The sequence below is a fragment of the Hominenteromicrobium sp. genome (assembly GCF_046974225.1).
GTDB lineage: Bacteria > Bacillota > Clostridia > Oscillospirales > Acutalibacteraceae > Hominenteromicrobium > Hominenteromicrobium mulieris.
The window spans coordinates 18,709-31,412 of the sequence record NZ_JBKWAE010000008.1; the positions used below are offsets into that span (position 1 = coordinate 18,709).

Consider the following 12,704-nt stretch of genomic DNA (forward strand, 5'->3'; position numbering starts at 1 on the left):
AATGGAATATAAGAAACTTGGGAAAAGTGATGTACTGGTCTCGGAGCTCATTCTGGGTTGCTGGGCCATGGGAGGAGATTATTTTGGCGCAACAGAGGACAAAAGCTCTTTGGAGGCGTTGGAAGTATCCTATGAGAATGGTGTGAATACCTTTGATACGGCCGAGATTTATGGCGATGGCCGTTCCGAGCGAGTGGTGGGCGAGGCTGCCCGCCGGATTGGCAGGGACAAGGTGCGAATCATTTCCAAGGTGTTCAAGCCCTCTATGTCCCACGATAAGATGATTAAAGCCTGCGAAGACAGCCTTCAGCGCTTGGGTACCGATTACTTGGACGTTTACTTTTTACACTATCCGGTAGCGGAGGAAGAAGTTACCATTCAGGAAAGAATGGAGACCATGGAAGAGCTGAAAAAGGCCGGCAAAATTCGAGCGATCGGGTTGTCTAACTTCTCTCTGGAAGAGATGAAGGCGGCTATGCGATTTGGACAGGTGGATGTGATTCAGCCTTGCTACAGCCTGCTGTGGAGATACGATGAAGCCTTGCTGGAGTTTAGCCGAAAGCAGGAGATTTCGGTGATTCCTTACAGCACGCTGGCGCAGGGATTGCTGACGGGAAAGTACCAAAAAGGCGCAGTGTTCACGGACGGACGCGCCAGAGCGGCTCTGTTCCAGCCGGAAAACTACGATAGGTGTCTGGAAGTGACGGATGTGCTGTCACAGATCAGTGCGAAATATGGCAAAACACCGGCCCAAGGCGCCATTGCTTGGCTGCTGCAAACCCAAGGGATTACGGCACCGATTGTCGGAGCGAAAAACGGAAGACAGGCTCAGGAGAATTTGAAAGCCGCCGGCTGGCAATTCAGTAAGGAAGACTACGATGTGATTGACCGAGCCAGCAGACGCTTTATGGAGGGCTTACCCCATTACACACTGTTCTTCAATACGGAGACAACAAACTGAGAGGAGAGAAAAGAGAATGCCATTGGTTAAAGTAAATGAGCTGCTGCACCACGCCACGGAAAACGGTTACGGAGTAGCTGCTGTGAACGTGTTCAACTACGAGACGATTAAGTGGGTGGCTGAGGCGGCCAATCGGGAGCGAATTCCGGTGATTATCCAGTTTTATCCCGGCTTCGACAAGTACATCGCCTTAAAACATGTGGCGGCTATCGCCAAAGATTTTGCAGAAAAATCTTCAGTGCCTATCGGCGTACATCTGGATCATTCTGCCGGCTATGAAATAGCAGTGAGCGGCGTGCGGGATGGCTTTCCGTCTGTGATGGTGGACGGCTCAGCGTTGCCGTATGAGGAAAATATGGCGCTGACAGCAGCGGTTGTGAAAACAGCAGCGGTGTTTGGCGTAGACGTAGAGGCCGAACTGGGTCATGTGGGCTCGGGAGCCAATCTGGATGACATCGTCAACAGCGATCATTACACCGACGTAAAGCAGGCTGTGGAATTTGTGAAATGCACGGGTTGCGGATCTCTGGCAGTGGCTGTGGGCAATGCGCACGGTGCCTACGTGCAAACCCCGAATCTGGATTTTGACCGTATTGCTTCTTTGCGTAGCGCTCTGCCCATTCCGCTGGTACTGCATGGGTGTTCGGATATTCCTCCCGAGCAGTTGCAGGAGAGTGTGCGCCTGGGTATGAGCAAGTTCAACATAGCCACTGAGTATTTTCGGGCTTGCTATCACGGTGTGGTACAGCATGGGGATCCGGCTGAAAAGAACGGGGACATGTTCCGACTGATGATGGAGACTTCCGAAAACGCTATAGATTTTGTACGTGGTAAAATGCGTTTGCTTAATCCGAATAAGTTTACATTTTAGTTAACTTAACGCAAAGGAGGCTTTAGGAAGAGTTGTGTTAAAAGAATTTGAAATAGCGGGCTATGACATGCCCTGTGTAGACCTGGCAGTGAATGTGGATGTGTTTCCCAAGCCAAACGGAGGAACCGGGATAAACGCTATGAGCTGGCAGGGCGGAGGAAAAGTGGCCACCGGCATGGTGGCGGCAGCCAGATTGGGAGCTAAATGCGCCATGATTGGTGCAGTGGGAAGCGATGACTACGGCGAGTTTTGCTTACGGGATTTTGAACGTCATGGAATTGACATATCCGGAATGAAAACGCGCCAGGGAGAAACGACATCTCTCTCCATAGTGCTCAGCGACCGCGAGACGCAGGGACGGAGTATCGTGTACCGATCCGGCACGGCAAATCCCCCTACGTTGGAGGAGATAGAGGAACGAATTCTGACGGGGTGTCAGTGGTTTTTTATCTCTCATGCCACACATGTGGCAATGGAATCAGCCAAGCGGGCAAAGAAAGCGGGAGCCAAAATCATCGTGGACGCCGATTCCTACTCATCGGAAATGATGGAGAATATCGGCATCATCGACGTTTTTATTGCTTCGGAATTCTTCTATAAGGTGCTTTTCCGGGGAAAGGAGGAGGCCTTTGAAGCAAATTGCCGGGAGGTCCAAAAAATGGGCCCTTCTATTGTGGTATTCACATTAGGAGCAAAAGGCTGCGTAGGGTACAGCGAGGAGGATGGCTTTTTTCAGATGCCCTCCTTTGCAGTGGATGTGCAGGATACAGTGGGGGCCGGAGATGTGTTCCACGGCGCATATACCGTAGGATTGCTGCGCGGGCTTTCTCCCAAAGAAGCCGCTCGGCTTGCCACGGGAGTTTCTTGCATCAAGTGTACCAGAATTGGTGGCAGAGCCGGCATTCCCGATTGGAATACGGTGCAGCGCTTTTTGCGCACCGGGGAAATCGACTATACGGAAATTGATCAGCGTGTAGAATTTTACAGGAGGAAGTTGCAGATATGAAAAAGCAGAACATTGTGATTGGCGTAGCGCCTACTAAGCGCAGCTTTTTGAGCATGGAGGAGGCCAAGCGGCAAAAGGAAAAGTTTATGGCTGTTATTCGCGGTATTCATCCGGATGTGGTCACTCTGGTGGATATTGATGACATATGCGAAAACGGAATACTGTTCGAAACGGAAAAAATAACGCAGGTGGTGGAAAAATTCCGTCAGGCAAAGATTGACGCGCTGTTTACCCCCCATTGCGATTTTGGTGAAGAGCAGTGTGCCGCAGGAGTAGCGGCGGCGATGAAGGTACCCACCTTGGTATGGGGTGCTCGGGATGAGCGGCCTAACACCGACGAAAGCCGAGGAAGAGATACGCAGTGCGGCATGTTTGCCTGCACCAAGGTGATGCGCCGGTTCGGAGTGCAGTATAGTTATATTTGGAACTGCGAGACCGAAAGCGAGGATTTCCGCAATGGCTTTGACAGCTTTATCCGTGTGGTGTCCGTTATAAAGGCGGTGAAAAATCTGCGAATCGCCAAGTTTGGAGCAAGACCGGAACCGTTTATGAGTGTGACGGCCAATGAGGGAGATTTGGCAACCAAATTGGGTGTGACTGTGGTGCCGATATCTCCTAACACAGTGGCAGCCCGTATGGATCAGTTGATCGGTGAAAATTCTCCCAGATTACAAGACTACGTGGCGGATGTAAAGCAACGTATGGATGCTTCCGGTATGAAGGAAGAGGCGGTGGAGAGAGCCGCAGCAGCTAAACTGGCCATTCAGGATCTGATGGAGGAAAAGCACTGTGCAGCCGGAGCGATGGAGTGCTGGAGCGCGGTTACAGTTTTAGGCGCACCTGTCTGCATGGCTTTGGGTGAGCTGTCTGATGAAGGATTGCCGGTTTCCTGTGAGACGGATGTCAACGGAGCGGTGACCATGGCGATGTTGCAGGCGGTTACCTTGGGCAAAGAGGCCTGTTTCCTTGCGGATTTGACCATTCGCCATCCGCAGAACGACAACGCGGAGCTGCTGTGGCATTGCGGTCCCTTCCCGTATTCCTTGAAGGATTCTTCCAGTGTTGCCCGACTTGTCCAGGGACAGGAACGGTTTGAACTGAAAAAGGGCCCCATTACGGTATGCCGTTTCGACGATGTGGACGGAAAGTACTATCTGTTTGGCGGTGAGGGCAAAGGAGTAGACGGACCCGAAACCAATGGAACCTATGTGTGGTTCGAAACGAACAACTGGAAGATGTGGGAAGAGAAGCTGATGTTTGGGCCTTATATCCATCATGTGGGTGGAATTTACGGAAACTACAAAAAGGTGTTGCGGGAAGCCGCCCGTTATCTGGGAATGATTTTTGATGATGCGGACGAACAGGGCGTGTATAGCCTGTAATCTTAGAAAGGAAAAATTGCCATGAGAGAGATTGTTTCAAAACCGTTGGATCGGGAGGCGTTTCGTCCCTATGGAGATTTTGTGGATTTGCTCCATATCAAGCAGATGGATGCTATGGCCGGAGCGGATAATATCTTCATCCCGGACCTGACGACACTCCGTTTAGATGAAAGAATGCAGGCCTCGGTATGCGTGGCACGGGTGTCCCAGTGTGAGAGAATCATCACCGCTGTGGAATACCATGGATTTACCAGCGAGGGAATTCTTCCTCTGGATGGTGACATTGATATATTTGTGGGACCTTCCAGTTTTCAGGTGAACCCTGCGTCCATTGAGGCGTTCCGTGTTCCCCGGGGTACCTTTGTCCGGCTGAATCCCGGTGTGCTTCACGGCCGCCAGTTTGTCGTGGATTCCCAGAGCGTCAATGTAATGATCTTGCTGCCGGAGCGTACCTTCGGAAATGACTGTGTGTTCACGCGGCTGGCAGAATCCGATCAGATTAAAATTCTGTTGTAAAGGAGTGATTCCATGAATCGAGAGGCAATATTTCACAATCCGGTCAGCAATTATGCGTTTCCCATTTCCTATGAAAAGTTCAAGGTTCGTTTGCGTGCAGGGAAGGGCGATTTGGACCGAGTGACTTTGGTCATTGGAAATAAATACCTCTGGCATACCCGTAAGGAAGTTCCCATGGAGGTGGAAGGTTCAGACGAGCTGTTTGATTACTATTCTTATGTGTATCCGGTAGATGACCCTCGCGTTGCCTACTACTTCCTTTTGGAAAAGGGGGACGAACAGTGGCTGTATGGGGACAGCGGTTTCGCAAAGCCGGAACTGGTCAACATAGACGAGGATGAATCTTCAGCCTTTGTTAACTTCCATTTTCCGTTTATCAATCGCATTGACATCCACAAAAAGCCATCTTGGGTCAACAGTGCGGTGTTCTATCAGATTTTTCCGGAGCGCTTTTGCAACGGAAACCCTAAGCTTTCTCCGGAAAATGTGGCGCCTTGGGGTACCGCGCCGGACAGACAGATTTTTATGGGCGGAGATTTGCCGGGTATTACCCAAAAGCTTTCCTATTTGGAAGAATTGGGAGTGAACGCCCTGTATTTGACCCCGATTTTTGAAGCCACTTCCAACCACAAGTATGACACCGTGGACTATACGCGCATCGATCCTCATTTTGGCGATGAATCCGATTTGGTGGAGCTGATTAATCAGGCTCATAAGCGCGGCATCCGAGTGATTTTAGACGGCGTGTTCAACCATTGTGGCGGAGGTTTTAGGCAGTTCCAAGATGTGGTGGAGCACGGAGAGGAATCCCCTTTCCGGGATTGGTTTTACATTCGAGAATTTCCGGTGAGTTTTGATCCTTTGAATTTTGATTCTTTCGGAGACACTCCCTATACCCCCAGACACCCCGGTTTGAAAAATTTATCTGAAGAACAGTTGAGAACGGCCTGCATGCCCAAGTGGAATACGGAAAATCCTCAGGCGAAGGAATATCTTCTGGGAGCCGTGGCCAAGTGGACCCGCATGGGTATTGACGGTTGGAGACTGGATGTAGCCACCGAGGTGGACTCCCATTTCTGGAGAGAGTTCCGGGAGACCGTTCGGGGGATCAATCCCGACGCACTGATTATCGGAGAGTTCTGGCGCAATTCGGAAGCGTGGCTTCAGGGGGATCAGTACGATGGCGTGATGAACTATGGTGTTCAGCGCGCGGCAGTGGAGTACTTTGCCAAGAGCGCAGTGGCTCCTCAGCGTTTTCAGGAACTTCTCACGGAAAATTTGATGCGCTATTCCGATGCAGCCAATGACTCTATGCTCAATCTGCTGGACAGCCACGACACTGCCCGTTTCCTTACGGTCAGCGGAGGGAATACGGCGCGGTTGAAAAACGCGGCGGCTTTCCTGTTCACCTTTGTAGGTATGCCCTGCACATACTATGGCACGGAAATTGGTATGACGGGTGAGAACGACCCGGATTGCCGTAAGGCGTTCGACTGGGAGGAATCTCATTGGAATACGGATTTGCGGACGCACTATCAGAAGCTGATGCGGTTGCGAAAAACCAGAAAAGCACTGCAGGAGGGAACCGTTAGATTCCGTTCTCAGGGAGATTTGTTTGTTATGGAACGCCAATTGCAGGAAGAGCTTCTGGTGACGGTCATCAACAACACAGATTGTCCCCAAAACTACACGTTGTCGGGAAATCACGTCCGCGATTTGTTAAGTGAAAAGGCCTTTGAAGGGGCTCAGAATGCCACCGTGGTGGAAGTTCCTCCCTTCTCTGCAATGATTCTGGAAAAAATAAATTAATTTTATTTAATTTATAACTTAATTTAAAGGAGTTGTAATCAACATGGAAAAGAAAGTTATTCGCGTAGGATCTGTAGGCGTAGGAGCCATCTGGGGCGGCGTGCACGAGCCCGGTATTGCCAAGAGTCCCGATTTGACCTTGGTGGCCATCTGCGACATTGATGAGAAAAAGCTCGAAGCCGTTGGCGAGAAGTATGGGATTCCTCCGCAGTACCGTTTTACGGATTATCGAGATTTGGTTAACTGTGACATTGTCGATGCAGTGGATATCTGCACCTCTAATGACGCCCACTTCAAGGTGGCAATGGCTGCCGTGGAAGCCGGCAAGCCGTTTAACCTGGAAAAGCCCATCACCCTGACCGCAGAGGAAGCAGACATACTGGCCAAGGCGGCTCAGGAGAAGAATGTCAAGAATATGGTGTGCTTCTCCTACCGATTCAAGGCTGCTGCCCGCTACGCCAAGGATCTGATTGCGCAGGGCAAGATCGGGCGTGTCTATCACGTGAATATGCAGTATTTTCAGGCGTGGGGATTGCCCCGTGCCAACTGCCCCTTAGTATGGCGCTATGTCAAGAGCAGAACCGGTACAGGCGCTCTGGGAGATCTGGGAAGCCATGCCTTGGATTTGGTACGATTTGTGACGAACAAAGAATATACACGCGTTGTGGGACATACCGGTACTTACGTACACGAGCGTCCGTTGCTGGACGGCAAAGGTGTCGGAAAAGTAGATGTGGACGATTTCAGCAACTACATGGCGGATATGGAAGATGAGATTTCTGTCAGCTTCCAGATTACCCGATTTGCTTATGGCCGCGGTAACTATCAGCGTATGGAGATTTACGGCAGTGAGGGTGCCATTGTCTACAGCTTGGATGCCACACCTGCCGGAATTGACGAAATTGAAGTCTGCTCCGGAGACATCAATGCCGATGCCCATGTTTTCAACCATCTGCCCATTCCGCAGCAGTATTTCTGCGATCAGATGCAGTCCTTTGCAGACATTGTGAATGGCACCGGTGATGGTCTTGCTGCCAATATTCAGGATGGACAGGCAAACCAGCACCTGCTGGATGCTATTGTAGAGTCCGCAGAGAAAGGCACATGGTTATCACTCTAAGCAAAATTCCAAAGGCGAAGAGTGACGGTGGCTGGAAAAAGATACAGGCACCTTTGAAAATCAGTGTAGAGTAAGCAACCGCGTTCCGCTTTAACTTTAAGGCGGAACGCGGTTAACTCTATGTAAAGAAGCATTTGAACGATACAGTTGAGAAAAAGGCACAACTTACGGAGGAAAAATCCGTAGGTTGTGCCTTAGTGTTATTCGTGAAATTGGAATGGATTACGTACCACACGTATGCGATTGCTGCATTTAAAGAGAATTACATCAAGATTGATCGTATCTTTTGTCTCTTTTTGTCATGGCTTTATTCAGTCAATCTCGCCGTTGGCTTTCGCGGCCTCAATAACCTTCTGCGCAACATTCTGCGGGGCTTCTTCGTAGCGCACGAAATCGAACGTGAAGCTACCTCTGCCCTGCGTGACCTGGCGCACATAGGTGCTGAAATCGTACATTTCGGCCATTGGCACTTCGGCGTCTACGGTCTGATAGCCGGCGGTTTCTGCCGGAGACATGCCCAGCACACGGCCGCGGCGCTTGTTGACTTCGCCCATGATATCGCCCATGTTAGCGTCCGGCACGGTAGCCTTCAATTCGCCGATGGGCTCAAGCAGAACGGGATTTGCCTGCGGCATGCCGTTCTTATAGGCGATGGAAGCAGCGGTCTTAAACGCCATTTCGCTGGAGTCTACGGGGTGATAGGAGCCGTCATACAGCGTCGCCTTGAGACCGACGACCGGATAACCGGCAAGAGGACCTCTCGCGATGCACTCGCGCAGACCCTTTTCAACGGCGGGGAAGAAGCCCTTCGGCACTGCGCCGCCGACAACGCGCTCTGCAAACTCCAAACCGTCTGCATCGCAGGGGGAGAATTCGATCCACACGTCGCCGAACTGACCGTGGCCGCCGGTCTGCTTCTTATGTCTGCCTTGTACGGAAACGGTCTTGCGGATCGTCTCGCGGTACGGAACGCGCGGGCTGCGCAGCGTGACATCTACGCCGAACTTCGTCTTTAGCTTGGAGACGATGACATCAAGGTGCTGTTCGCCCATGCCGCTGATGACCATTTCTTTGGTTTCTGCGTTATTTTCAAAACGAATCGTCGGGTCTTCTTCCGCAAGACGCATGATGCCCTGCGCGACCTTATCTTCGTCGCCCTTGTTCTTCGGGACAATGGCCATACGCATCTCCGGGGTGGGGTATGCGATGCCGTCCAGTGTGACCTTGCGTGCGGGTGCGCAGAGCGTATCGCCCGTGTTGACGCCGGCAAGCTTCGGGATGGCGCCGATATCGCCCGCAGTGATGGCTTTTACATCTTCCTGCTTTTTGCCGCACATCATGACGGTTTTGCCGACGCGCTCCGTGTTTCCGGTGCGCATGTTGATGAGCGGGGTCTCTGTGGAGATTTTGCCGGAGAGCACCTTTACGTAGGAAAGTTTGCCGATGAACGGGTCTGCAACGGTCTTGAAGACGATGGCAGCCGTGGCGGCATCTTCCTTAACGGCAATCTCAACGGGGTTGCCGTCTACGTCTACGCCGATTTCCGCGCCCTTATCCGCCGCGCTCGGGGCGAGCCAGCAAAGGCCGTCCATAAACTGCTCCATGCCGCGCATGAGCATAGCGTCGCCGCAGAATACGGGCGAAATGGTGCCGTTTTTAACACCCTGGGAAACACCGACGATAACCTCTTCCGGCGTGAATTCTTCGCCGGAGAAATATTTCTCGAACAGCTCGTCACTCGTTTCGGCGACGGCCTCGTAAATGGCGGTACGCAGACCCTCGAGGCGGGCGCCCATGTTCGGCATATCTACCTGTACAGGCTTGCCGCCGGAGTAATCGTACGCCTTATATTCCAGCATATTGATATATTTATCTGCCTTGCCGTCCTCAAAATACGGCACAACAATCGGGCAGACGGACGGGCCGAAGCTCGCCTTTAAATCTTCGAACACTTTATAGAAGTCGGAACCTTCATCGCACAGGCCGTTTACGAAGAAAATCTTAGACAGGCCGCGCTTTTCCGCTGCCGCAAAAGCCTTTTCCGTACCGACGGAAACGCCGCTCTTGCCTGCAAGCACGATGACAACGGATTCTGCCGCGCGTGCGGCTTCATACAGACCGCCCTGGAAGTCGAAAAGACCCGGGGTGTCCAGCAGGTTGATCTTTTTATTTTTCCATTCAAACGGTGCCACGGCCGTGGAGACAGACGTCTTGCGGCGGATCTCCTCCGGGTCGGAATCACAGACCGTGTTGCCCTCGCCTACTTTACCGCGACGATCGGATGCGCCTGCAAGATAAAGCATAGCTTCCGCGAGGGAGGTCTTGCCGGCGCCGGAATGGCCTGCCATAGCAACGTTGATGATGTTCTTAGCCGGATATGTGTTCATGGAAAAACACCCCTTATATGTATAATTTACAATTTCAATTTGAGATTGCTCTTTAATTATATATCATATTGCCAGCTATTGCAATGGTGAATTGCAATTTATACAGATATTCTATTTTGTGTATTTGAAGTTTATGCATGTTGTATATTTAGAAAATGTTTTTTTGCAATAAGTTTTCAAATTCCTTTTGAAAAGGATAGAATTCGGCAGGATTTGAGAAATATATAGCAGACTTCTTCCGATGAGGGAGCTGCCAGCGAAGCTGACTGAGGGAGAAATACAGCGGGCTAACGAACCTCACAGCACCTTTTTCATATTATAGAGAAATCCTCTCCCGGCGTAGCCGGGAGAGGATAAATTATATCAGTCGGCAAAAAGATTTCGCTTTCTGCGGAGCTCGACCAAAGGCGCTGCCTTTGGAAACTACAACCGAACGAGAAGTTCGGTTTCAACTTCTTTGAAAAAAGTTGGATCAAAAGCTTTCAGCGACTCTTTCCATGTTACTCAACTGTTTCGCGGCTTAAAAAATCGGACGCGAGCTTGCCGAGCCGCAAATGCTCCTGCGTTTCGCCGGGCTTTGCGTCTTCGTCTTTAATGAGCAGGAACATGCCGCACAAATCGCCCGCACAGGAGATGGGGAACGCTGCGTTTGCGGTGCGCAGCCCGCCCTCCGCCGCCAAAACGGTGTCCTCGCCGGAGGAGATGAATGCCTTTTTGCGGCGCATCAGCTCATCCAATTGCTTGGAGACGGGCTTATCCAGCAAATCCTTTTTCGGGATGCCTGCCGTTGCGATGATGCGGTCGCGGTCGCACACGGCGGTGCCGATGCCGCTTGCCGCCGAGATGCACTCCGCCATGTTTTTGGCGCTTTCGTTTAGTTCTCCCACGGGCGAGTATTTGCGGAAGATGATGCTGCCGTCTTTGTCGATGAAAATTTCAAGCGGCGTGCCCTCGCTGATCTTCATGGTGCGGCGCAGCTCTTTCGGCACCACCACTCGCCCGAGATCATCCATACGTCTGACGATACCGGTTGCCTTCATATCTCAAATCTCCCTTGTTTTCAAAGTTTCGGTATGGGTAGTATTTGAGAAATGCGGGGAATTATACACGTTACAAAGTTTTACGGAAATACACAGTGATGCGTCCGGTACCTGCTTTGACGTGAAAAGCGGCATGGTTTGAAAAGGATTGTCTCCGATATTGATATAAAAAATCAAGCGTCATGCTGGAGTAAAAGCACGGCGCTTGACTTATTAAAAATAAATTTTAATCTTCCACAGGCGTTTCCAAATTGTTCATTACAAGCCCTGTGATAAGCTTCGGGTAAAAATACGTGGACTTCTGCGGCATCTTTTCGCCCGCAGCCGCTACCGCGCCGATCTCCTCCACGCGCGTGGGGTTCAAAATAAATGCACACTGCATCTCGTCGCTTTCAACCGTGGAAAGCGCTTCGTTCAAATCGCGCGTATACGTCAAGTTTTTCTGACTCGCCATATTTTCGCGATCAATCCCGAGGGCGCGCTCCAAAATGAGCGTATGCAAAACGCTGACGTCCAGCCCGCGCGAGGCCTCGCTCTTTTCGGGCATAAATTCTTCCATAACCGCCGCGTCTTTCAAAATCAGCAGCGCGTAGTTCATTCTGTCCCCGTTTTTATACACGAATGCGAACGCCTTTTGCCCGGCATCATACGCATTTTTCATGCGCGGCGCAATCTCGCTTTTGTCCGCAAGCGTCTCGATTTGAAAGTATTCCCCGCAGCTTTCAAGTACCTTTTCGGCGGAAAAGCCCTCAATGCCGCGCACAAGGCGGTGCGTTGGGAACACCACAAGCCCCGGGTGTGCCATATCGACGAGCGTCATCATGACGAATTCGCTGCCCGGCGCCCAAACGGCGTTTTCACGGCAGTAATCGCGGTAATGAATTGCGGTTTCATAGCGGTGATGCCCGTCCGCAATGTACAATTTGCGCGGCGCAAAATCGGCGCGGAACGCTTCAAGCGCCTGTTTGTCATTCACAATCCACAGGCGGTGTGTGACAAGTCCGTCTGAAAATTCGCAGTACGGCGTGCCGGCGGAAAGGCGGTCGATGCGCTTTTGCGTCTCGCCCTTTTCGTCCTGATACAAAGAGTAAATCGAACTGAAGTTGCAGTTCGTCGCCTTCATCAGCTCAAAACGGTCCTTTTTCGCCTTAGAGAGCGTCTCCTCGTGCGGCAGCACAACGCCCGCGGAAAAATCCTCCACGCGCACAAGGCACACGATGCCCTTTAGGCTGCGCACCTCGCCATGGTCTACGTCGGTTTTGAATTCTTCCTCGTAGATATAAAGACCTGCGTCCTTGTCACAGCGCAAAGTGCCGTCGGAAAGCCACGTGTGCAACGTCTTGCCGGCGGTCTTATACGGTTCTTCGCCGCGCGGCAGCTCCAGGCGTATGACGTTGTGCGGGTTTCTTTCCAAAAACGCCGCGCGCTCCGCTTCACTGATGATGTCATACGGCGGACAGGTCAGTTCTTTCGCTTCTCCCGCCGATTTTGTGTACCGCATGGCATGAAATGCCCGAATGTCTGCCATCGTGGTGCCCCCTTTAGATTTCACTTTTTCTCATTATAACGGCAAAGCACTCTTGCGTCAAGAAAAAAGCGATACAACATGAAA

General features: G+C 51.4%; 10 protein-coding genes. 7 read left to right on the forward strand and 3 right to left on the reverse strand.

What is annotated here, in order from left to right:
• The first annotated feature begins 1 nt into the window (after window position 1).
• Genes ACLTX1_RS07540 through ACLTX1_RS07570 form a run of 7 tightly spaced genes read left to right on the forward strand, consistent with a single transcriptional unit; the run spans window position 2 to window position 7,665 of the window.
• Window positions 2–961: an aldo/keto reductase gene (locus ACLTX1_RS07540; protein WP_308449944.1), complete on the forward strand. Its 960-nt coding sequence runs from the start codon at window positions 2–4 to the stop codon at window positions 959–961.
• Between the two features lie 16 nt (window positions 962–977).
• Entirely contained in the window at window positions 978–1,832 is an 855-nt protein-coding gene (locus ACLTX1_RS07545) for a ketose-bisphosphate aldolase (RefSeq protein ID WP_177717071.1), read from the forward strand.
• 34 nt (window positions 1,833–1,866) lie between these two features.
• Window positions 1,867–2,838: a carbohydrate kinase family protein gene (locus ACLTX1_RS07550; RefSeq protein ID WP_395507357.1), complete on the forward strand. Its 972-nt coding sequence runs from the start codon at window positions 1,867–1,869 to the stop codon at window positions 2,836–2,838.
• Complete coding sequence (locus ACLTX1_RS07555) at window positions 2,835–4,220, forward strand: L-fucose/L-arabinose isomerase family protein (RefSeq protein ID WP_412330706.1); 1,386 nt, start codon at window positions 2,835–2,837, stop codon at window positions 4,218–4,220. The genes ACLTX1_RS07550 and ACLTX1_RS07555 overlap by 4 nt, the downstream gene beginning before the upstream one ends.
• 21 nt (window positions 4,221–4,241) lie before the next feature.
• Window positions 4,242–4,736 carry an ureidoglycolate lyase gene (locus tag ACLTX1_RS07560; protein ID WP_308449941.1) on the forward strand — a complete coding sequence of 165 codons (495 nt, stop codon included), beginning with the start codon at window positions 4,242–4,244 and terminating at the stop codon, window positions 4,734–4,736.
• 12 nt (window positions 4,737–4,748) lie between these two features.
• Entirely contained in the window at window positions 4,749–6,545 is a 1,797-nt protein-coding gene (locus ACLTX1_RS07565) for a glycoside hydrolase family 13 protein (protein ID WP_308449940.1), read from the forward strand.
• 43 nt (window positions 6,546–6,588) lie between these two features.
• A complete protein-coding gene (locus ACLTX1_RS07570) occupies window positions 6,589–7,665 on the forward strand; it encodes a Gfo/Idh/MocA family oxidoreductase (protein ID WP_343285212.1) in 1,077 nt (358 codons plus the stop codon).
• Between the two features lie 311 nt (window positions 7,666–7,976).
• Here the strand turns inward: ACLTX1_RS07570 and ACLTX1_RS07575 are convergent, their stop codons facing one another.
• The 3 genes from ACLTX1_RS07575 to ACLTX1_RS07585 form a co-directional block, all read right to left on the reverse strand.
• Window positions 7,977–10,052, reverse strand: a complete 2,076-nt coding sequence (locus ACLTX1_RS07575; RefSeq protein ID WP_343285211.1) for an elongation factor G — start codon at window positions 10,050–10,052, stop codon at window positions 7,977–7,979.
• 500 nt (window positions 10,053–10,552) lie between these two features.
• On the reverse strand, window positions 10,553–11,092 hold the full coding sequence (locus ACLTX1_RS07580; RefSeq protein WP_177717085.1) for a stage V sporulation T C-terminal domain-containing protein: 540 nt from the start codon (window positions 11,090–11,092) through the stop codon (window positions 10,553–10,555).
• A 226-nt stretch (window positions 11,093–11,318) separates the two neighbouring features.
• Entirely contained in the window at window positions 11,319–12,620 is a 1,302-nt protein-coding gene (locus tag ACLTX1_RS07585; RefSeq protein ID WP_412330707.1) for a DUF1015 domain-containing protein, read from the reverse strand.
• Window positions 12,621–12,704 lie beyond the last annotated feature (84 nt).

Excerpts from the sequence above, each read along its gene's own strand:
- ACLTX1_RS07540 (WP_308449944.1), top strand. The coding sequence starts at position 2 with ATGGAATATAAGAAACTTGGGAAAAGTGATGTACTGGTCTCGGAGCTC.
- ACLTX1_RS07545 (WP_177717071.1), top strand. The coding sequence starts at position 978 with ATGCCATTGGTTAAAGTAAATGAGCTGCTGCACCACGCCACGGAAAAC.
- ACLTX1_RS07555 (WP_412330706.1), top strand. The coding sequence starts at position 2,835 with ATGAAAAAGCAGAACATTGTGATTGGCGTAGCGCCTACTAAGCGCAGC.
- ACLTX1_RS07560 (WP_308449941.1), top strand. The coding sequence starts at position 4,242 with ATGAGAGAGATTGTTTCAAAACCGTTGGATCGGGAGGCGTTTCGTCCC.
- ACLTX1_RS07565 (WP_308449940.1), top strand. The coding sequence starts at position 4,749 with ATGAATCGAGAGGCAATATTTCACAATCCGGTCAGCAATTATGCGTTT.
- ACLTX1_RS07570 (WP_343285212.1), top strand. The coding sequence starts at position 6,589 with ATGGAAAAGAAAGTTATTCGCGTAGGATCTGTAGGCGTAGGAGCCATC.
- ACLTX1_RS07575 (WP_343285211.1), bottom strand. The coding sequence starts at position 10,052 with ATGAACACATATCCGGCTAAGAACATCATCAACGTTGCTATGGCAGGC.
- ACLTX1_RS07580 (WP_177717085.1), bottom strand. The coding sequence starts at position 11,092 with ATGAAGGCAACCGGTATCGTCAGACGTATGGATGATCTCGGGCGAGTG.
- ACLTX1_RS07585 (WP_412330707.1), bottom strand. The coding sequence starts at position 12,620 with ATGGCAGACATTCGGGCATTTCATGCCATGCGGTACACAAAATCGGCG.